20 protein-coding genes and 1 pseudogene are annotated in these 20,478 nt (G+C 70.9%); 2 read left to right on the forward strand and 19 right to left on the reverse strand.

Annotated features, from left to right (window positions below; genetic code table 11):
- From E1211_RS13275 to paaA, 18 genes and pseudogenes are all read right to left on the reverse strand, one after another.
- The coding region (locus E1211_RS13275; protein ID WP_132348939.1) for an NADH-quinone oxidoreductase subunit G at positions 1-2,067 on the reverse strand (2,067 nt) is incomplete at its 3' end.
- A gap of 57 nt (positions 2,068-2,124) precedes the next feature.
- Positions 2,125-3,441, reverse strand: coding sequence for an NADH-quinone oxidoreductase subunit NuoF (gene nuoF, locus E1211_RS13280; RefSeq protein WP_132348941.1), 1,317 nt, complete (start codon positions 3,439-3,441; stop codon positions 2,125-2,127).
- Positions 3,438-4,592 carry an NADH-quinone oxidoreductase subunit NuoE gene (gene nuoE, locus E1211_RS13285; RefSeq protein ID WP_132348943.1) on the reverse strand — a complete coding sequence of 385 codons (1,155 nt, stop codon included), beginning with the start codon at positions 4,590-4,592 and terminating at the stop codon, positions 3,438-3,440. The genes nuoF and nuoE overlap by 4 nt, the downstream gene beginning before the upstream one ends.
- Before the next feature lie 52 nt (positions 4,593-4,644).
- Positions 4,645-5,973, reverse strand: a complete 1,329-nt coding sequence (locus E1211_RS13290) for an NADH-quinone oxidoreductase subunit D (protein WP_132348945.1) — start codon at positions 5,971-5,973, stop codon at positions 4,645-4,647.
- 114 nt (positions 5,974-6,087) lie between these two features.
- Positions 6,088-6,825, reverse strand: coding sequence for an NADH-quinone oxidoreductase subunit C (locus E1211_RS13295; protein WP_132348947.1), 738 nt, complete (start codon positions 6,823-6,825; stop codon positions 6,088-6,090).
- On the reverse strand, positions 6,822-7,502 hold the full coding sequence (locus E1211_RS13300) for an NADH-quinone oxidoreductase subunit B family protein (protein ID WP_132348949.1): 681 nt from the start codon (positions 7,500-7,502) through the stop codon (positions 6,822-6,824). Before E1211_RS13300 ends, E1211_RS13295 begins: the two co-directional genes overlap by 4 nt.
- 14 nt (positions 7,503-7,516) lie before the next feature.
- Positions 7,517-7,882 (reverse strand): NADH-quinone oxidoreductase subunit A, encoded by a 366-nt coding sequence (locus tag E1211_RS13305; RefSeq protein ID WP_076469129.1) that lies wholly within the window; start codon positions 7,880-7,882, stop codon positions 7,517-7,519.
- A gap of 133 nt (positions 7,883-8,015) precedes the next feature.
- Complete coding sequence (locus tag E1211_RS13310) at positions 8,016-9,293, reverse strand: geranylgeranyl reductase family protein (protein ID WP_132348951.1); 1,278 nt, start codon at positions 9,291-9,293, stop codon at positions 8,016-8,018.
- A 139-nt stretch (positions 9,294-9,432) separates the two neighbouring features.
- Positions 9,433-9,657, reverse strand: a complete 225-nt coding sequence (locus tag E1211_RS13315) for a hypothetical protein (protein ID WP_132348953.1) — start codon at positions 9,655-9,657, stop codon at positions 9,433-9,435.
- 77 nt (positions 9,658-9,734) lie between these two features.
- Entirely contained in the window at positions 9,735-10,442 is a 708-nt protein-coding gene (locus E1211_RS13320) for a demethylmenaquinone methyltransferase (RefSeq protein ID WP_132348955.1), read from the reverse strand.
- Positions 10,443-10,546: 104 nt separating this feature from the next.
- Positions 10,547-11,797, reverse strand: coding sequence for an LPXTG cell wall anchor domain-containing protein (locus E1211_RS13325; RefSeq protein ID WP_132348957.1), 1,251 nt, complete (start codon positions 11,795-11,797; stop codon positions 10,547-10,549).
- Between the two features lie 210 nt (positions 11,798-12,007).
- Positions 12,008-12,168, reverse strand: a pseudogene (locus E1211_RS33905) (cell wall anchor protein); the annotation flags it as partial.
- A gap of 23 nt (positions 12,169-12,191) precedes the next feature.
- A complete protein-coding gene (mqnC, locus tag E1211_RS13330) occupies positions 12,192-13,382 on the reverse strand; it encodes a cyclic dehypoxanthinyl futalosine synthase (protein WP_132348959.1) in 1,191 nt (396 codons plus the stop codon).
- Between the two features lie 50 nt (positions 13,383-13,432).
- Complete coding sequence (gene paaE / locus E1211_RS13335) at positions 13,433-14,542, reverse strand: 1,2-phenylacetyl-CoA epoxidase subunit PaaE (RefSeq protein WP_132348961.1); 1,110 nt, start codon at positions 14,540-14,542, stop codon at positions 13,433-13,435.
- The gene (gene paaD / locus E1211_RS13340) at positions 14,539-15,012 is read right to left on the reverse strand and encodes a 1,2-phenylacetyl-CoA epoxidase subunit PaaD (protein WP_132348963.1); all 474 of its coding nucleotides are present in this window, start codon (positions 15,010-15,012) and stop codon (positions 14,539-14,541) included. Before paaD ends, paaE begins: the two co-directional genes overlap by 4 nt.
- Positions 15,013-15,046: 34 nt before the next feature.
- Complete coding sequence (gene paaC, locus E1211_RS13345; RefSeq protein WP_132348965.1) at positions 15,047-15,772, reverse strand: 1,2-phenylacetyl-CoA epoxidase subunit PaaC; 726 nt, start codon at positions 15,770-15,772, stop codon at positions 15,047-15,049.
- Positions 15,773-15,848: 76 nt separating this feature from the next.
- Positions 15,849-16,133 carry a 1,2-phenylacetyl-CoA epoxidase subunit PaaB gene (gene paaB / locus E1211_RS13350; RefSeq protein WP_076469106.1) on the reverse strand — a complete coding sequence of 95 codons (285 nt, stop codon included), beginning with the start codon at positions 16,131-16,133 and terminating at the stop codon, positions 15,849-15,851.
- The gene (gene paaA, locus E1211_RS13355; RefSeq protein WP_132348967.1) at positions 16,130-17,200 is read right to left on the reverse strand and encodes a 1,2-phenylacetyl-CoA epoxidase subunit PaaA; all 1,071 of its coding nucleotides are present in this window, start codon (positions 17,198-17,200) and stop codon (positions 16,130-16,132) included. Before paaA ends, paaB begins: the two co-directional genes overlap by 4 nt.
- A gap of 381 nt (positions 17,201-17,581) precedes the next feature.
- Between paaA and E1211_RS13360 the strand changes: the two genes are divergently transcribed.
- Together E1211_RS13360 and E1211_RS13365 are read left to right on the forward strand one after the other, a co-directional pair.
- A complete protein-coding gene (locus E1211_RS13360) occupies positions 17,582-18,571 on the forward strand; it encodes a hypothetical protein (protein ID WP_132348969.1) in 990 nt (329 codons plus the stop codon).
- Positions 18,571-19,500: a serine hydrolase gene (locus E1211_RS13365; RefSeq protein ID WP_132348971.1), complete on the forward strand. Its 930-nt coding sequence runs from the start codon at positions 18,571-18,573 to the stop codon at positions 19,498-19,500. Before E1211_RS13360 ends, E1211_RS13365 begins: the two co-directional genes overlap by 1 nt.
- A 102-nt stretch (positions 19,501-19,602) precedes the next feature.
- Here E1211_RS13365 and E1211_RS13370 read toward each other — a convergent pair whose 3' ends face one another.
- Positions 19,603-20,454, reverse strand: coding sequence for a menaquinone biosynthetic enzyme MqnA/MqnD family protein (locus E1211_RS13370; protein ID WP_132348973.1), 852 nt, complete (start codon positions 20,452-20,454; stop codon positions 19,603-19,605).
- Positions 20,455-20,478: the final 24 nt, after the last annotated feature.

Here is a 20,478-nt window from a genome sequence, read left to right on the forward strand (position 1 = left end):
GGGCCGGGTGGTCCGGGTGGGCGGCAGCGAGCCCAGCTCGCGGCGGATGCTGAGCACGTCTCCGGTGCCGAGCCGCACGTCGAGCTGCGCGGCGAGCGCGTCCAGCACCCGGCCGTCGGTCATCGCGGCCGTCTGCAGCACCGCCTCGAAGGTCCGCAGGCGGCCCTCCCAGTCGATGAAGCTGCCCGCCTTCTCGTCCACCGGAGCGACCGGGAAGACCACGTCGGCCCGGCGGGTCACCGCGCTGGCCCGCAGTTCCAGGCTCACCAGGAACGGCACCTGCTCCAGAGCCTGCTCGGCGAGGCGCGGGTCGGCCAGGTCGGCCGGGTCGACGCCGGCCACCACCAGGGCGCCGAGCTGACCGTTCGCGGCCGCCGTGAGGATGCCGTCGGTGTCCCGACCGGCCTGGCTCGGGATGACCCCCGCCGCGATGTCCCACGCCTCGCCCAGCTCGGCGCGGGCGGCCGGCTCGGTGACCAGGCGACCGCCGGGGAGCAGGTTCGGCAGGCAGCCGGCGTCGACCGCGCCACGGTCACCCGCGCGCCGCGGCACCCAGGCCAGCTTGGCACCCGTACGCCGGGCCACGTCCGCGGCGGCGGAGAGGCCGCCCGGCACCTCGGCGAGCCGCTCGCCCACGATCAGGATCGCGCCCTCGGCGCTCAGCGCCTCGGTGACCGTGGCGTGCTCGGCGAGCACGCTCGCCTCCTCGCCCGGCACCACTCGGGCCAACTTGGCACCGAGCTTCTCCAGGCCGCGGGTGGCGAACGGGGCGATCGCGTACACCCGGAGGCCACGCTTGGCGTACGCCTTGCGCAGCCGCAGGAAGAGGATCGGGCACTCCTCCTCCGGCTCGATCCCGACCAGCACCACCGCCGGCGCCTGCTCGACGTCGGCGTAGGTCACATCGGTGACGCCGGCGACCGAGCTGGCCAGGAAGTCGGCCTCCTCGCGGGAGACCGGCCGGGCCCGGAAGTCGACGTCGTTGGTGTTGAGCGCGACCCGGGCGAACTTCGCGTACGCGTAGGCGTCCTCGACGGTCAGCCGGCCGCCGGTGAGCACCGCGGCGCCCTGCCCGGAGTCCCGGGCCGCCCGCAGCCCCTCGGCGGCGACGGTCAGCGCCTCGCTCCAGGACGCCTCCCGCAGCTCACCGGTGCGCTCGTCGCGGACCAGCGGGTTGGTGAGCCGGTCCTGCGCCCGGGTGTACTGGAAGCCCCACCGGCCCTTGTCGCAGTTCCACTCCTCGTTCACCGCCGGGTCGTCGCCGGCCAGCCGGCGCAGCACCTTGCCCCGCCGCCAATCGGTGCGCTGCGAGCAGCCGGCCGAGCAGTGCTCGCAGACGCTCGGGCTGGAGACCAGGTCGAACGGGCGGGCCCGGAACCGGTACTGGGCGCCGGTCAGCGCGCCGACCGGGCAGATCTGCACGGTGTTGCCGGAGAAGTACGAGTTGAAGGGGACGTCACCGGCGTCGCCCTCCTCGCCGTACGCGTCGTCCCGGTAGATGTTGATCTCCTCGGCGGACGACCGGTTCATCAGGTCGATGAACTTGTCGCCGGCGATCTCCTCGGAGAAGCGGGTGCACCGCTGGCAGAGCACGCAGCGCTCCCGGTCCAGCAGCACCTGGCTGCTGATCGGCAGCGGCTTCGGATACTCCCGCTTGTGCTCGTGGAACCGGGAGTCGCTGCGCCCGGTGGACATGGCCTGGTTCTGCAGCGGGCACTCGCCGCCCTTGTCGCACATCGGGCAGTCGAGCGGGTGGTTGAGCAGCAGCAGCTCCATGACCCCCTCCTGCGCCTTCTTGGCGACCGGGGAGCTGAGCTGGGTGCGGACCACCATGCCGTCGGCGACGGTCTGGGTGCAGGAGGCGACCGGCTTGCGCTGCCCCTCCACCTCGACCAGGCACTGCCGGCACGCGCCGGCCGGGGCCAGCAGCGGGTGGTCGCAGAACCGGGGGATCTCGGTGCCCAGCTGCTCGGCGACCCGGATCAGCAGCGCACCCTTCGGAGCGGTGACCTCGACCCCGTCGATGGTGAGCGTGACGGTTTCCGGGGCCTTGACGACGTCAGTCATGTGCCGGCCTTTCGCTCGCGACTGCGGGGCTCGCTTCGCTCACTCCTCGCGCTCGCATCAGTGCGCCCCCACTAGCTGCTTGTCGGACAGCTTCGGCGCGGTGCGCCCCTCGATGTAGTCGAGGTAGTCCTGCTTGAAGTACTGCAGGGAGGAGGTCACCGAGCTGGTCGCGCCGTCACCCAGGCCGCAGAACGAGCGGCCGAGGATGTTGTCGCAGGTGTCGAGCAGGGTGTCCAGGTCCTCGTGGGTGCCCTGGCCGGAGAGGATCCGCCGGTACACCCGGACCATCCAGTAGTTGCCCTCCCGGCACGGGGTGCACTTGCCGCACGACTCGTGGTGGTAGAACTCCAGCCACCGGTAGGTCGCGTAGACCGGGCAGTCCTGGTCCGAGAAGATCTGCGTGGCAGTGGTGCCGAGGATCGAGCCCGCCGCCGCCACCGACTCGAAGTCCAGCGGCACGTCCAGGTGCTCGGCGGTGAGCAGCGGGGTCGACGACCCGCCCGGGGTCCAGAACCTCAGGTTGTGCCCGGGCTGCATCCCGCCGGCCAGTTCGAGCAGCTCCCGCAGCGTGACGCCGAGCGAGCACTCGAACTGACCCGGGTTGGCGACCCGGCCGGAGAGCGAGTAGATCATCGGCCCGGAGGACTTCTCCGTGCCCATCGTCTTCCACCAGGCGGCGCCGCCCAGCACGATGTACGGCACGCTCGCGATGGTGCCGACGTTGTTGACGACGGTCGGGCTCGCGTAGAGGCCGTGGGTCGCCGGGAACGGCGGGCGGAGCCGGGGCTGGCCGCGGAAGCCCTCCAGCGAGTCCAGCAACGCGGTCTCCTCACCGCAGATGTACGCCCCGGCGCCCGAGTGCACCACCAGCTCCAGGTCGAAGCCGGAGCCGAGGATGTTCCGGCCGAGGTAGCCCTTGGCGTACGCCTCCCGCACCGCGTTGCGCAGCCGCCGCGCGGCGTGCACCGCCTCACCCCGGATGTAGATGTACGCGCGGTTGGCCCGGATCGCGTACGAGGCGATGATCACGCCCTCGACCAGCGAGTGCGGGTCGTGCGTCATCAGCGGGAGGTCCTTGCAGGTGCCCGGTTCGCCCTCGTCGGCGTTGACCACGAGGTAGTGCGGCTTGCCGTCGCCCTGCGGGATGAACCCCCACTTGAGACCCGTGGGGAATCCGGCCCCGCCGCGACCCCGCAGCCCGGAGTCCTTGACCAGCTGGATCAGGTCGTCCGGGTGGGCCTTGAGCGCCTTGCGCAGCGCCGCGTAGCCGTCCAGCTTCTCGTAGGTGCCGATCCGCCAGGCGTCCGGCGAGAGCCAGCGCTTGGTGAGGACCGGGGTGAGCTTGGCCAGCGTCTCCAGCCGAGGAGTGGTCACTTCTGGACCCCCGTTTCGCTCGCGACCGCCGGGTCCGCGCCGTTCCCGGCCTCCGCTTCCTTGAGATTTCGCTCCTGCGCCCCGGCGTCGTCGCCGGCGGGCTTGCCGTCACCGGCCGGCGGGTTGGCCGCCACACCGGCGGCCTCCGCCTCCTGCGCGTCACGCGGTGCCGGTGGCACGGAGTCCGACGGCACCTTCGTGCCGGGCGCGTCGGGTACGGCCGTGGCCGCGTCCGGCTGCCGCGTCTCGGCGACACGCACCTGCGGCGACTTGTCGTCCGGCGCCTTCACGTCCGGCGCGTTGCTGCCGGTCGCCTGCTCCGGCCGGGCCGGCTCGACCCCGGTGGGGGCGGACGCGCCGTCGCCGCCCTTGACCGCGGCGGGGGCCGACTTCGCTGCCGCGTCGGCCTTCGCCTTCTCCGCGGCCTCGGCCTTGGTCTTCGCCTCGGCGGCAGCCCGGTCGGCCTCGGCCTTGCTCCGGATCGGCGTGTTCGGGTCGAAGCCCGGGACCGAGATGCCGTGCTGCTCGGCGAGGCGGAGCCCGCGCAGGCTCGACTCGCCCGGACCGCCGTCGGCGACCGCCTCCGCCCGCTCGTCGGCGAACCCGGCGAGCTGGACGGCCATCTCCTTGAGGGTGCAGAGCCGGCCGCCCCGGGTCGGCATCGGCCGGCCGCCGGCCCGCAACTCGTCCACCACACCGACCGCGGCCTGCGGGTCGACGTTGTCGAAGAAGTCGTAGTTGACGGTCATGACCGGGCCGTAGTCGCACGCGGCCAGGCACTCCGCGTGCTCCAGGGTGATTTTCCCGTCGGTGGTGGTCTCGTCGTGCCCGACACCGAGGTGCTCGGCGAGGGTGTCGTAGACCTCCTGGCCGCCGAGCACGTTGCACATCGTGTTGGTGCAGACGCTGACCAGGTAGTCACCTGTCGGCTTGCGCTTGTACATCGTGTAGAAGGTGGCCACCGCCCCGACCTGGGCCTTGTTCAGACCCAGCACCTCGGCGCAGAACTCCACCCCGGCCGGGGAGACGTAACCCTCCTCGGCCTGCACCAGGTGCAGCAGCGGCAGCAGCGCCGAGCGGGACCGGTCCGCCGGGTAGCGGGAGATGATCTCCCTCGCCCGCTCGCGGGTCTGTTCGGTGAAGACAGTCATCAGAGCCGCCCTTCGTTCGCGACTGCGGGGCTCGCAAGCTCACTCCTCGCGCTCACCGGTCACAACCTCCCATGACGGGGTCCAGCGAGGCGCCACCGGCGATCACGTCGGCGATCAGGCCACCCTCGGCCATCGCCGGGAGCGCCTGCAGGTTGACGAAGCTCGGCTCCCGGTAGTGCACCCGGTAGGGCCGGGTCCCGCCGTCGGAGACCGCGTGCACGCCCAGCTCGCCGCGGGGCGACTCGATGCCGACGTACACCTGGCCGGGCGGGACGCGGAAGCCCTCGGTGACCAGCTTGAAGTGGTGGATCAGCGACTCCATCGACTGACCCATGATCTTGGCGACGTGCTCCAGCGAGTTGCCCATGCCGTCGACGCCGATGGCCAGCTGAGCCGGCCAGGCGATCTTCCGGTCGGCGACCATCACCGGGCCCGGCTTGGCCAGCCGGTCCACCGCCTGCTCGACGATCTTCATCGACTCGCGGATCTCGGCCAGGCGCACCTGGTAACGCCCCCACACGTCGCCGTCGGCGTGCGTCGGGACGTCGAACTCGTACGTCTCGTAGCCGCAGTACGGCATGGTCTTGCGCAGGTCCCAGGCGAGACCGGCGGAGCGCAGCACCGGCCCGGTCACGCCGAGCGCCAGGCACGCGGTCACGTCGAGTACCGCCACGTTCTTCGTACGCTCGGTCCAGATCGGCTGACCGGAGAGGAGGTCCTCGTACTCCTTGAGCCGCTTCGGCAGCAGCTTGAGGAGTTCACGGATCTTGATGATCGCGTCGTCCGGCACGTCCTGCGCCACACCGCCGGGGCGGACGTACGCGTGGTTCATCCGCAGGCCGGTGATGAGCTCGAAGATCTCGAGGATGTACTCCCTCTCCCGGAAGCCGTACAGCATGATCGAGATCGCGCCGAGCTCCATGCCCGTGGTGGCGAGCCAGACCAGGTGCGAGGAGATCCGGTTGAGCTCCATCATGAGCACCCGGATGGTGTTGGCCCGCTCGGTGACGTCGTCGGTGATGCCGAGCAGCTTCTCCACCGCGAGCGAGTACGCCGTCTCGTTGAAGAGCGGGGCGAGGTAGTCCATCCGGGTCACGAAGGTGCTGCCCTGGACCCAGGTGCGGTACTCGAGGTTCTTCTCGATCCCGGTGTGCAGGTAGCCGATGACCGAGCGGGCCTCCCGGACCGTCTCGCCCTCCAGCTCCAGCACCAGCCGCAGCACGCCGTGCGTGGACGGGTGCTGCGGGCCCATGTTGACGACGATCCGCTCGTCGTTGATCGGGTCGGTGCCGGAGACGACCGAGTCCCAGTCCCCACCGGTGACGGTGAAGACCTTGCCCTCGGTGGTCTCCCGCTCGGTCGCGTAGTTCGAAGTGGTCACTGGTACGACCTCCGCTTGTCCGGGCCGCTGGTGGTACCGCGAATCTCGGCGCCCGTCACTGGTACGACCTCCGCTTGTCCGGGCCGCTGGTGGTGCTGCGGATTTCCGCGCCCGTCACTGGTACGACCTCCGCTTGTCCGGCGGTGGGATCTCCGCGCCCTTGTACTCGACCGGCACGCCGCCGAGCGGGTAGTCCTTGCGCTGCGGGTGCCCCTCCCAGTCGTCCGGCATGAGGATCCGGGTCAGGTTGGGGTGACCGTCGAAGACGATCCCGAACATGTCGTAGGCCTCGCGTTCCTGCCAGTCCGCCGTCGGGTAGACCGCGGTGACACTGGGCAGGTGCGGGTCCTCGGCGGGCACGGCCGCCTCCAGCCGGACCCGGCGGCGGTACGTCATCGAGGTGAGCTGGTAGACCACGTGCAGTCGACGCTCGTCGGCGCCGAGGTAGTCCACGCCGGACACCGACGAGCAGAGCTCGAAGCGGAGCGCCAGGTCGTCCCGCATCACCTGGCAGACCTCGGCGATCCGCTCGGGCCGGACGTGCAGGGTCAGCTCGCCCCGGTCGACCACGACCTTCTCGATCGCGTCGGCGAAGCCCGGGTAGGCCTCCTCCAGCGCGTCGTGGACCTCGTCGAAGTAGCTCCCGAACGGCCGTGACGCGCCGGCAATGGGACGGCGCGGGCGGACCAGGCCGCCGAAGCCGGAGACGTCGCCGGAGCCCTGGTTACCGAACATGCCGCGCCCGGCCGGGCTGGACGGCGGGTGCTCGGCGGGGGCGCCGCTGGTGGCCCCGGCGGGGGTCACCGGTACGGGCACGCCGCCGTCGTTCGGCTTGTCGTGAGGTGAGGTCACTTCTTCATGCCCCCGTACTGCTGAAGATGGTTCTGGGCCTGCATCCAGTTCTCGATCCGCAGCTGCTCCTCGCGGCCCTCCCGGACGGCCTTCGTCCACTCGGCACGGCGGGTCTTGTCGCTGCGGTACGACGACGGCATCGAGCCGTAGGGGACGACCGGGACGTCGCCGCGCTCCGTGCGCGCCTCGAGCATCTTGCGGCCGTTCGGGCCCAGCGGCTCGTGCATGATCTTCTCGCGGAGCTTGAGGATCGCGTCGATGAGCATCTCCGGCCGGGGCGGGCAGCCGGGCAGGTACATGTCGACGGGCACCACGTGGTCGACGCCCTGCACGATCGCGTAGTTGTTGAACATGCCGCCGCTGCTGGCGCAGACGCCCATGGAGAGCACCCAGCGCGGCTCCGCCATCTGGTCGTAGATCTGGCGCAGCACCGGGGCCATCTTCTGACTGACCCGACCGGCCACGATCATCAGGTCCGCCTGGCGGGGCGAGGCGCGGAAGACCTCCATGCCCCAGCGGCCCATGTCGTAGTGCGGGCCGCCGGCCGCCATCATCTCGATGGCGCAGCAGGCGAGACCGAACGTGGCGCCCCAGACGGACGACTTCCGGGACCAGTTGACGAGCTTCTCCACCGAGGTCAGCAGGATGCCGGCGGGGAGCTTCTCCTCGATGCCCATCTGACGTTCCTTCCTCAGTCCCAGTCCAGGCCGCCGCGCCGCCACACGTAGGCGTACGCGACGAAGACCGCGACGATGAACAGGACCATCTCCACGAAGCCGAAGATCGGCAGGGCGTCGAAGGAGACCGCCCAGGGGTAGAGGAAGATGATCTCGATGTCGAAGACGATGAAGAGCATCGCCGTCAGGTAGAACTTGATCGGGAAACGCCCGCCGCCCACCGGCTGCGGGCTGGGCTCGATGCCGCACTCGTACGCCTCGAGTTTGGCCTTGTTGTAACGCCGGGGGCCGGCGAAGCGGGCGGCGGCCACGGAGAACAGCGCGAACGCCGCGGCGAGGGCGAACAGCCCGATGATGGGTGCGTAAGGCGAGAGCGACATCTTCTTCTCCTGCTCGTCCTTCCCTGCCCTCGTTGACGAGAATCACACTATTCACGTCCCCCGAAGTGTTCGCCGCCGGGGGGCGGGTCTGTCCGACCGGTCCGGTTCCTTCGCAGGTCACCGGCGGTCTATGTCATACCGCCGGCGCCACCCGGGTCATCGCGTTGATGACCCGGTCCATCGCGTCCCCGCCGCGCGGGTCGGTCAGGTTGGCCAGCAGCTTGAGCACGAAGCGCATCAGCGTCGGATGCGGCATGCCGTGCTTCGTCGCGAGCCGCATGATCTCGGGGCGGCCGATGAGCTTCACGAAGACCCCGCCGAGCCGGTAGTAGCCGCCGAAGCGGGCCTTCAGCTCGGCCGGGTACGCCTGCAACGCCCGCTCGCGCTCGGCGCCGGCCGGTCGGGCCAGCGCCTGCACGACGACCTCCGCGGCCAGTTCACCGGACTCCATGGCGTACGCGATGCCCTCGCCGTTGAACGGGTTCACCATGCCGCCGGAGTCACCGACCAGCAGCACCCCGCGGGTGTAGTGCGGGACGCGGTTGAAGCCCATCGGCAGCGCGGCGCCGAGGATCGGACCGTCCGCATTGGCCTCGTCGGTCATTCCCCAGTCCTCGGGGGTGTTCGCCAGCCAGTCGGTGAGCAGGCGACGGTAGTTGGTCTTGCCGAACGCGGAGGAGGAGTTGAGCACGCCGAGCCCCACGTTCACCCGGCCGTCGCCGAGGCCGAAGATCCAGCCGTAGCCGGGCAGCAGGTTGTCGCCGCTCTCCTTGCTCCGCAGTTCGAGCCAGGACTCCAGGTAGTCGTCGTCGTGCTTGGCGGGTGAGCGGTAGTAGCGACGCACCGCCACCCCGATCGGCCGGTCCTCGCGCTTGGCCAGCCCGAGCGCGAGCGGGAAGCGGCCGGAGACGCCGTCGGCCGCGACCACGAGCGGAGCGTGGAAGCTGGTGGGGGTCTTCTCCGGCCCGACCTCGGCCTGCACGCCGATCACCCGGTCGTCGGCGTCGAGCACCGGGCCGATGACGTTGGTGCCCGTGCGCAGCGTGGCGCCCGCGGCGACGGCCCGCTCGGCGAGGAGCTGGTCGAAGTCCAGCCGGGTGCGGACCAGGCCGTAGTTGGGGAAGCTCGCGAGGTCGGGCCAGTCCAGCTCCAGCCGGATGCCTCCGCCGATCACCCGCAGCCCCCGGTTGTGCAGCCACCCCGCCTGGGGCGACGTGTCGACGCCCATCCGGAGCAGCTGGCGCACCGCGCGCGGGGTCAACCCGTCGCCGCAGACCTTCTCCCGAGGGAACTCGGTCTTCTCCAGCAGCAACACCCGCACCCCGTGCTGGGCCAGGTGGTACGCCGTGGCCGAGCCACCGGGACCGGCGCCCACGACGATCACGTCGGCGTCATGCTCCACCGCGGACATCCGCGCCTCCTCCCGCCTGCTCGTGAAATGCTTCACAAGCCAACCGCTGGGAGTCTATGACCGACGTCTCATCCGCGCGTGACCAGGGGGGCCTAAGTTACGGATGTGACACCTAAGAGCGCATCGAGAGCGCTCGGTGTCAGGCCCGACTGGGGGCGTCGAGGCCCGCGTCGACGCGGATCGTCTCGGGAAGGTGGTCGCGCAGCGCGCCGCCGGCCGCGCGGTCGAGCGCGGCGAGCACCTCGGCCACCACCTGACGGACGTCCGCCGGATCGGCGCCGGCCAACTCCCGCAGCTGCGCGATGAGTTCGGCCGCGTCGTCGTCGGTGGCGTCCACCCGGTCCGTCGGCTCTGGTCCCGTCATGGGGGCGAGCATACGGCGCAAAGTGGACTAAAAACGGATGTTCACGAAAATCCGTCGGCGCGTGGGGCGCGGCGAGATCACTCGCGGACGGCCCGGTGCAGAGCGACGATCCCGCCGGTCAGGTTGCGCCAGGCCACCTTCCGCCAACCCGCCGCGCCGACCCTCGCGGCGAGTGCCGGCTGGTCGGGCCAGGCCCGGATCGACTCGGCCAGGTAGACGTACGCGTCGGGGTTGCTGGAGACCGTGCGGGCCACCGCCGGCAGCGAGCGCATCAGGTAAGAGAGGTAGACGGTGCGGAACGCCGGGTTGACCGGGGTGCTGAACTCGCACACCACCAGCCGGCCACCGGGCCGGGTGACCCGGGCCAGCTCACGCAGCGCGGCATCGGTGTCGGCGACGTTGCGCAGCGCGAAGGAGATGGTGACCGCGTCGAAGCTCGCGTCGGCGAACGGCAGCCGCAGCGCGTCCCCGGCGAGCAGCGGCACACTGGGCCGGCTGCGCTTGCCGGCGTGGAGCATGCCGAGCGAGAGATCCGCACCGACCGCGTACGCCCCGGACTGGGCCAACTCCTCGGTGGAGACCCCGGTGCCGGCGCCCACGTCGAGCACCCGCTCGCCGGGACGCAGCCCGAGCGCGGCCCGGGTGGCCCGCCGCCAGGACCGGTCCTGCCCGAAGGAGAGGACGGTGTTCGTCAGGTCGTAACGCGCCGCCACGCCGTCGAACATCGCGGCGACCTCGTGCGGCTGCTTGTCCAGGCTGGCGCGCCGGCCGTGTGGGGTGCTCACCCCTCCACTCTGCCAGCCACCCTCCGCCGGGCGGCCGGTGGGTTCGGCGTACGCGAAGGGGGCGGAGTGCCGTGCGCCACCCCGCCCCCTGTCCGCGGTACGGGTCAGTCGGTCGACGTCTCGTCGCCCGGCGCCACCAGCACGACCCGGCGCCGCCGGGACATCAGCAGCAGCGCGCCACCGGCCAGCAGGATCGCCCCGCCGATGCCACCGATCAGGCTGACCTGCACACCGGTCACCGGCAGGCCGCCGTCACCACCACCGCCACCGCCCGGTGCCGGAGTGGTGGTGGCCGTGCCGCTCGGAGTGGGGGTCGCCGTCGGCTCGCCGGTCGGCGTGACGGTGGGCGTCGGGGTCGGCGTGGGCTGCGCGGACAGATCCACGAACGCCTCGAAGGTGGTGTGGTTGTCGAGAATGTCCACCTCGGTGAAGGCCTTGCGCTGCTGCGCCGTGGCGACCCGCGGCTGCTCGACCGCAGGTCCATCGACTGTGTCCAGGCTGATCGCGAAGAGGTCGCCCTCCTTGAGCACCGGCTCGGTCACATCCTCGCCGACCTTCACCCGGACGTCGGCCGTGTAGTACTCCCCCGGCTTGAGGATCACGCCCGGGTCGTCGCAGAGCAGCTGGGCCTTGCCGACGATCTCCTGCTCGATGCAGCCCTCCGGCTTCTGCACGAAGCTGACGCCCGCCGGCACCGTCAACCCGTACGAGATGCCCGTCACCTTGCGGCTGCCGTGGTTGTAGACGGCCCAGTCCAGCGGCACCGTCTCGCCGCGCGGTACCGGCTTCAGGTCCGGCTCGTCCTGGACCGCGCCGTTGACCACGACGTTCGCCTGCACGTCCTGCACCCACGAGGTCAGGTCGTATCCAGGCTTCGTCACCCGAACGGGCACATCGAGGACCTGGCCGTCGTCCTGGCCAGCCGAATCCGTCGAGAAGGCGCCGACAGAGAGAATGCCCCCGTTGCCCCGGCCACCCGTGCTGAACAGCGGTACTCCGAAGTCCTCACTGGCACCCGGGGGCAGGTCGGGCAGGCGGCACTCGTAGAGAAGCTCCGCGAAGACCTTGCAGCCGTCGGGCACCACGAAGCCCACCCGCTTCGCGTTGAGGCCGATGACGTTCGCCCGGAAGACGACCGACTTCGCCGGGGCCTTCCCGATGTTCGTCACGGTGAACTTGAACGGCTTGGCCTTGGCCTCCTGCACACCCTTGGCCAGCTCGGTGCTGATTTGAGCGACAACGAGGTCCGGCTTGTCGGCGGCGTGTGCCGGGGTGGTCACGGCGGCCAGGCTGCCGGCCACGACCATGGCCACGGTGCTGATGCGCGCGAGGGCGGATCGGTGGAACGGTTTCATCGGTCCCCCGGGGGATGAGGAAAGGAAAAAGAAGTGGCTTCATGAACCCGAGCGGACGTTATCGAACGGCGAAGTGGCACGCCAGCGCTGGAGATGCGAATTCATCCGTCCGTCCACGTTCGGATGAACGGTGCGGGCGGGACGATCACCCATCACGCCCGCACCGCTCGCGTCGTCTGAACGGTCCTCCTGACCGCTCGGTGATCGGTCTCAGCTCGTCGGCTGCTCGTCCTGCGGAGTCACCGCCACCACCCGACGTCGGCGGGCGACCAGGACAAGCACGACGCCGCCAAACAGCCGGACGCCCCGATCGGTCGCGTCTGCGGGCCGGTCACCTCACCGGCAGGCCGGCCGCCGCCGTCACCGTCACCGGGCGGATCGACCGCAAGGCGCGTCAGGTGGCCTGAACCAGCGGCAGGGACTTGCCGACGCCACCACCCGGGAGGGCGATCGAGGAGAAGTGCGAGACCACCCGATCGTCGGTCGGGTCGTCCTCCGGCGTCCAGTGCACGGCGAGCCGGTGGTAGAGGGTGTCCCGCTGCGCCGGGATCCGGCCGGCCGTACGGATCATCTCGATCAGCTCGTGCAGGTTGGACCGGTGCCGCGCGCCGGCTGAGGAGATGACGTTCTCCTCCAGCATGATCGAGCCGAGGTCGTCCACCCCCATGTGCAGCGCGAGCTGGCCGACGTCCTTGCCGGTGGTCAGCCAGGAGGCCTGCAGGTGTGGCACCGTCTCGAAGAAGAGCCGGGCTACCGCGACCAGGCGCAGGTACTCCAGCCGGGTCGCCTGGGTGCGCCCCTTCAGGTGGTTGTTCTCCGGCTGGTACGTCCACGGGATGAAGGCACGGAAGCCGCCGGTGCGGTCCTGCACGTCACGGATCATCCGCAGGTGCTCGATCCGCTCGGCGTTGGTCTCGCCGGTGCCCATCATCATCGTCGCGGTCGATTCGAGGCCCTGCCGGTGCGCCAGCTCCATGACCTCCAGCCAGCGCTCGCCGGACTCCTTCAGCGGAGCGATGGCCTTACGGGGCCGCTCGGGCAGCATCTCCGCGCCCGCGCCCGCGATCGAGTCGAGCCCGGCCGCCTTGATCCGGGCGATCGCCTCGTCCAGGCTCACCCCGGAGACCTTGGCCATGTGCAGGATCTCGCTCGGGCCGATGGAGTGGATCGCCAGCTGGGGGTAGGCCTGCTTGACCGCGGAGAAGAGCTCCTCGTAGTACTCCACGCCGTACTCCGGGTGGTGCCCACCCTGGAGCATGACCTGGGTGGCGCCCAGGTCGACCGCCTCGCCGCAGCGACGCAGGATCTCCTCCGTCGAGTGGCTCCAGCCCTCGCTGTGCTTGGGCGCGCGGTAGAAGGCACAGAACTTGCACGCCGTCACGCAGACGTTCGTGTAGTTGATGTTGCGGTCGATCAGGTACGTGACGATGTTGTCCGGGTAGCGCCGTCGGCGCACCGCGTCGGCCGCCTCGCCGAGGGCGTGGAAGGGCGCGTCGGTGTAGAGAAGCAGAGCCTCCTCGGGCGTGATCCGCCCGCCGTCCGCGCCGCGCTGCAGGATGTCGTCGATCTCCCGGCTCACCGTCACGCCCCCGAGCCTACGTCGCCGGGCCGACGACGTCGGACTGTGGCCACCCCTCACGCGTCGTAGTCGACGACGAGCTTGTCGGTGACCGGGCTCGACTGGCAGGTCAGCACGTAGCCCGCAGCGATCTCGTCCGGCTCCAGGGCGTAGTTGCGGGCCATCTCGACCTCGCCCTCCACCACCTTCGCTTTGCAGGTCGAGCAGACCCCGCCCTTGCAGGCGTACGGCAGCTCGCCGCGGACCTTCAGCGCGGCGTCCAGCACCCGCTCGTCGCGCCGCATGGTGAGGCTCGACGAGCGGCCGTCCAGCACGATCGTCACCTCCGTGCCGGCGCCGGCCTCGTCGGCGGGGCGGCGCGGCGGCTCCGGCGGCGCGTCGACGTGGAACAGCTCCGTGTGCACCGCCGACTCCGGCACGCCACGCGCGCCGAGCGTCTCCCGGACGTCGACCACCATGCCGTACGGGCCGCAGAGGAACCACTCCTCGATGTGCTCGGCCGGCACGATCGTCTCCAGCAACCGGCCCATCCGGTCGGCGTCGATCCGGCCGGAGAGCAGCGGCGACTCACCCTGCTCCCGGGAGAGCACGTGCACCAGGTGCAGCCGGCTGGGATACCGGTCCTTCAGGTCGGCCAGCTCCTCGGCGAACATCACGGTGTTCGACCGCCGGTTGCCGTACACCAGGGTGAAGGTGCTGGCCGGCTCCACGGCGAGCGCCGTCGCGACCAGCGCGAGCACCGGGGTGATGCCGGAGCCGGCGACCACCGCGCCGTAGTGGCGGACACGTCCCGGGTCGAACGCCGACGTGAAGTGGCCGAGCGGGGGCAGCACCTCGACGGTCTCGCCGAGTTGCAGCTCGCCGCAGGCGAAGGTGGAGAAGGCGCCGCCGGGCACCTCCCGCACACCGATCCGCAGCCGGCCGTGCCGGGCCAGGTCCTCGGGGGTCGAGCAGATCGAGTACGACCGGCGCACGTCGGCGCCGTCCGCGGCGGTACGCCGGACGGTCAGGTGCTGCCCGGCACGGAACGTGAACGTCTCCCGCAACTCCTCGGGCACGGCGAAGGTGATCGCCACGGCGTCGTCGGCGAGCCGGTCGACGGCGGCGACCGGGAGCGGGTGGAAGACGGGCCGGCGACGGACCGGCCGGGTGATGGTGACAGTCACAGCGCCTTCAGGTGGTCGAAGGGTTCGGAGCAGGAGCGGCACCGCCAGAGCGCCTTGCACGCGGTGGAGCCGAAGCGGCTGAGCTGCTCGGTCTCCGGCGACCCGCAGCGGGGGCAGCGCAGCGTGAGGGTGAGCGGCACGACGCCGGGCCGGCGCACCGGCTGCGGCGGCGCGATCCCGGCGGCGGCCAGCTTCGCCCGGCCGGACTCGGAAATCCAGTCGGTGCTCCACGCCGGGGAGTGGACGGTGCGCACCTCGGCGTCCGGATGGCCGGCCGCGGTGAGCGCGCGGCGGATGTCGGCGCGGATCACGTCCATCGCCGGGCAGCCCGTGTACGTGGGGGTGATGGTGACGACCACCCGGCCGGTCGACGGATCCTCGTCGACCGACCGCAGGATGCCCAGCTCGTCGATGGTGAGCACCCGGATCTCCGGGTCCACCACCGCGGCTGCGGCCTCCCGCGGATTCACCGGTGCCACCCTCCGTTCGCGACCGCGGGGCTGCTCACCACTTCGCCCCCGGGTGGGCGCGGTGCAGCACCTGCATCTCGGCGAGCAGGTACGACAGGTGCTCGGTGTGCACGCCGTCCCGCCCGCCGGCCGGCGCCCAGCCCGACTCGGGTCGGGTGAGCGTGGCCTCGGCCAGCACCGCCGTCACGGTGGCGTCGAACTCCGCCCGCAGGGCGGCCGGGTCGACCGGCGCGCCCGGGTCGGGGGCGAAGAGCTCCGCCGCGTACGGCCACACCTGCTCGACCGCCGCCTGCATCCGGCGGTGCGACTCCTCGGTGCCGTCACCGAGCCGCTTCACCCAGAGCGCGGCGTGGTCCAGGTGGTACGCCGACTCCTTGCGCGTCTTGGACCCGATGGCGGCCAGCCGCTCGTCGGCGCACTCGGCGAGCGCGGTGTAGAGCGGGAGTTGGTACGCCGAGAGGAGGAGCAGCTTCGCCATGGTGACCGCGAAGTCGTCGTTGGGCAGCTCGACCAGGAGGCAGTTGCGGAACTCCCGGTCGTCGCGCAGGTAGGCGAGGGCGTCCTCGTCCCGGCCGGCGCCCTCCAGCTCGCCCGCGTACGTCAGCAGGAGCCGGGCCGCGCCGAGCTGGTCGAGGGCGATGTTCGCCAGCGCGATGTCCTCCTCCATCTCCGGGGCGCGGGTGGTCCACTCGGCGAGCCGCTGTGCCGCGATCAATGCGTCGTCGCCGAGCCGGAGGGTGAACTCGAACGGCCCGTTCACGCCGCCACCTCGCTTCGCTCGGCGCCGGCGTGAAGGGCCCCGCTGCTGAGCCGACTGGTTCGCTCGCTCTGCTCGCTCACAGGTGCGCCACCCCGTCCGGCACCTCGTAGAAGGTGGGGTGGCGGTAGACCTTGTCGGCCGCGGGGTCGAAGAAGGCGTCCTTCTCGTCCGGGCTCGACGCGGTGATCGCGCTCGCCGGCACCACCCAGATCGACACGCCCTCCTGCCGCCGGGTGTAGAGATCCCGGGCGTTGCGCAGGGCCAGCTCCGCGTCGGGGGCGTGCAGGCTGCCGACGTGGGTGTGGGACAACCCCCGCCGGGCCCGGACGAAGACCTCCCACAGCGGCGACGGATCGGTCACGCTGCCACCTTCTCCTTCTTCTCCACCGCCCGCTTGGCGGCGTACGCCGCGGCGGCCTCGCGTACCCAGGCACCGTCGGCGTGGGCCTGCCGGCGGTGCGCCATCCGCTGCCGGTTGCACGGCCCGTCACCCTTGATGACCCGCATCAGCTCGTCGTAGTCGGGCTGGGTGAAGTCGTACGCCTGCCGCTCGTCGTTCCAGCGCAGGTCGGGGTCGGGGATGGTCAGGCCGAGGATCTCGGCCTGCTGCACGCACATGTCGACGAAGCGTTGGCGCAGCTCGTCGTTCGAGAAGCGCTTGATCTTCCAGGCCATCGACTGCGTGGAGTGGGTCGACTCACCGTCCGGCGGGCCGAACATCGCCAGTGACGGGTACCACCAGCGGTCCAGCGCGTCCTGGGCCATCGCCTTCTGCGCGGGGGTGCCGTGGGCCAGCGTGTGCAGGATCTCGTAGCCCTGCCGCTGGTGGAACGACTCCTCCTTGCAGATGCGGATCATCGCCCGGGCGTACGGCCCGTAGGAGCAGCGGCACAGCGGCACCTGGTTGACGATCGCCGCGCCGTCGACCAGCCAGCCGATGGCACCGACGTCGGCCCAGGTGAGGGTGGGGTAGTTGAAGATCGAGCTGTACTTCTGCCGGCCGTTGAGGAGCAGGTCGACCAGCTCGTCGCGGCTGATCCCGAGGGTCTCGGCGGCGGCGTAGAGGTAGAGACCGTGCCCGGCCTCGTCCTGGACCTTGGCGAGCAGGATCGCCTTGCGCTTGAGCGACGGCGCCCGGCTGATCCAGTTTCCTTCCGGCTGCATGCCGATGATCTCCGAGTGCGCGTGCTGGGCGATCTGCCGGATCAGCGTCTTGCGGTACGCCTCCGGCATCCAGTCGCGTGGCTCGATCTTCTGGTCGGCCTCGACGATCTCGGCGAAGAACCCCGCCAGGTCGTCGTCGGACGCGGGCACGCGCCGCCGCTGCCGGGCCGCGGCCTCCCGCAGTGCGGCCTCGGCCGCCTCGACCTCTCCGAGCAGGCCGCCACCGGATGCCTCCTCCGGGGCGCCGAAGTCGTTGCCATACATGACGACAAGTGTTACAGCTCCCGACCGAAGACACCAGGGGGTGTAACAGGAATCCGAGGACGACTTTCGAATCGGATCGCCGCTCCGACCGGGAGACGCTTACGGAACTTTTACGGACAGTCGGGATAGCGTGCCCTTCGAAACAAAGATGAACACTCCCAGAAGCCACATAACGGTTTGATATCCCGCCTTCACCGCAACTTGCCAGGCGCAGACACTGGCACTTCCCAGTTGCGGACGTAGACTTTCGACGTCACACCGATCGGCCGGCGACGATCGCCGTCCCCACAGGTCGTGGACCTTCCCGACCTGGGCGGTCAGCCGGTCCGTCCGGACAGAAAGCCGGTCCCCCCGGCCCCGACATCTGGAGTTCACCCACTCATGCGTTCCCGCGTGACAATGGTGCTCGCCGTCGCAGCAGTCGTCCTCGGTAGCGCCCTGCTCGTTCCGACCGCATACGCCCGTCTCTCGAGCGGGGACGGCGGCGGCAGCAGCAGCGGCGGCAGCGGCGGAGCGGACGTCGCCGCGCCCGCGCCCACCCCACCACCACCGCCCACCCTGGCCGCCGGTCCGGTCTCCGTGGACTTCGACGGTGACTTCTTCTCGTGGGCCCTCATGGACCGGAAGACCGGCGAGATCTCCGGGGCGAAGAACATGGCCTCGACCAACTCGACCGAGTCGATGATCAAGGCCTGGATCGTCAGCGACTACCTGCGCCAGCTCGGCGACAGAAAGCCGCCGGCCGACATGCTGAAGATGGCGAGCGCCGCCATCCGGAAGAGCGACGACGGCGCGGCCGACAAGGTCTACTTCGCCGCCGGCGGCTCGTACCGCCCGTCAGCCAACGGCGCGCCGAACCCGGTGATCCAGCGGGCGATCAAGACCTGCGGCCTCACCGACACCAAGCGCGGCAACGTGAAGAAGTACGAGGGCTTCTGGAGCTTCACCCGGATGTCCCCGCGGGACGCCGTCCGGCTCGGCGACTGCATCGCCGACGGCAAGGCGGCCGGGCCCAAGTGGACCAAGTGGGTGCTGGACGAGATGAGCAAGGTCAGCGGCAGCGTCTCCGACCAGCACGAGACGTACGGCGGCGGCAAGTGGGGGATCGTCGACGGCCTGCCGGCGTCGATCAAGGCACAGGGGCCGGTCAGCATCAAGAACGGCTGGACCCGGCTCGGCTACGACGGCAACTGGCACGTCAACTGCCTCGCCGTCACCGACAAGTGGAGTCTCGCCGTCATGATGCGCTACCCGGCCGGTCGCAGCCTCTCCTACGGGGCCAAGACCTGCGCCAGCGTCGCCACCCAGCTGGTGACCCCGCAGCCCGGCGCGGTGCTGAAGGTGCCGCAACAGCCGGCCGGGAAGCTCTGATGGCCGACGATCGGCCCAGCCGCGAGGCGTCCCCGCTGCGGCTGCTCGCCATCGCGGTGGTCCTCATCGGGCTGGTGCTCGTGTCGCTGCGTCTGGTGCCCGGCTCACCGTTCGAGTCCCAGGCCGCTCCGGCGTGGGGCACGGGCGCGGGCGACGGCGCACACGTGGACGGCGCGGCCGGCCGTAGCGACCGCCCCTCGGCGGAGCCGAGCCCGTCCCTGCCGCCGCTGCCGTTCGAGGCCAAGGAGCTCGACCTCGACATCGAGGGCTGGTACGGCTGGGCCGTCCTGGACCGGCGGACCGGAGAGGTCATCGGCTCGAAGGACATGGACGAGACGAGCACCACCGCGTCGCTGATCAAGTCCTGGATCGTCGCCGACTACCTGCGCCGCGCCGACGAGAAGGGTCAGACGCCGAGTGACGCCAAGCTCGCCGACGCCACTCTGGTCATTCGGGACAGCGACAACACCCGCGCCGAGCAGTTCTACGACAACGTCGGGCGCGCCGCCTCGATCAAGCGGGCGATCTCGATGTGCGGCCTCACGGACAGCAGCGTCGCCCCCGACGGCGGCTGGAGCCGCACGGCCCTCTCCCCTCGGGACGTCGCCCGCCTCGGCAACTGCATCGCCGAGGGCAAGGCCGCCGGGCCCGAGTGGACGGACTGGCTGCTCAACGAGATGCGCCAGGTGCGGGGCGCGGGCGACTTCGGCATCCGGAAGGCGTTCCCGGCCGCCGAGCGCAAGCAGATCGCCATCAAGAACGGGTGGATCGACCGGACCCAGGAGCAGGAGATGCACATCAACTGCCTGGCCATCGGGGACACCTGGACGATGGGCGTGATGGTCCGCTACCCGATCGACATGGGTTACGACTACGGCATGAAGAACTGCCAGAAGATCACCGAGGCGCTGCTCCGCCCCGGGGTCTGACACCGTCCGACCGGTCCGGCGGGCGTCCGACCGACTCGTCCGCTGCGGAGGTCGGGGCATCCGGCGCTGCGGATCGCCCCGACCTCCGGACGTCCCTGTCGATCAGGCGGCGAAGAAGTCGGGGCCGTTCGGCGGCAGCGCGGGCGCCTCGCCGAGCGCCGCGGCCCGCCGGGCGAACTCCCGCAGACCGGCGACCTGGCGCTCACCCAGCGAGAAGTCCAGCGTCCGGAAGTACGTGGCCAGGGTCTCCGCGTCGAACGGCTCCCACCGGGCACCGGCCTCGGCGACCTGGTCGAGCTCCGCGAGGCTGATGTCGCGGGAGCGCAGGAACGCCTCGTGCACCTCCTTGACCCGACCGGGATGGGCGGCCGCGAAGTCGCGACGTGCCGCCCAGACGGCGAAGACCATCGGCAGCCCGGTCCACTCCCGCCACGCCTGCCCGAGATCGGTGACCTCCAGCCCACGGCGGGGCGCCTCGTAGAGCGCGCGCAGCGCCACGTCGCCGATGACCACGGCGGCGTCCGCCTCCAGCAGCATCTGCGTCAGGTCGGGCGGGCACCGGAAGTACTCGGGGCGCACCCCGTACCGCTCGCCGAGCAGCAGCTGCGCGAGCAGTACGCCGGTGCGCGAGGTCGACCCGAGCGCGACCCGGGCGCCGTCCAGCTCGGTGAGCGGCCGGGTGGAGACGATGTGCACCGAGAGCACCGGCCCGTCGCTGCCGACGGCGAGGCCCGGCAGGAGCAGCAGCTCGTCGGCGTGCCGCAGGTATTCGAGCTGTGAGATCGGCCCGATGTCCAGGTCGCCGGCGACCAGCGCCTCGTTCAGCCGGTCCGGTGTGTCCTTCTGCAGGTCCACGTCGATCAGCGCACCGGAGCGCATCAGCCCCCAGTAGATCGGCAGGCAGTTGAGGAACTGGATGTGTCCGACCCGTGGACGGGCGATGCGCTCAGCCATGGCTCGACCGTATCGCTGCCGCCG

The organism is Micromonospora sp. 15K316 (assembly GCF_004348525.1).
GTDB lineage: Bacteria > Actinomycetota > Actinomycetes > Mycobacteriales > Micromonosporaceae > Micromonospora.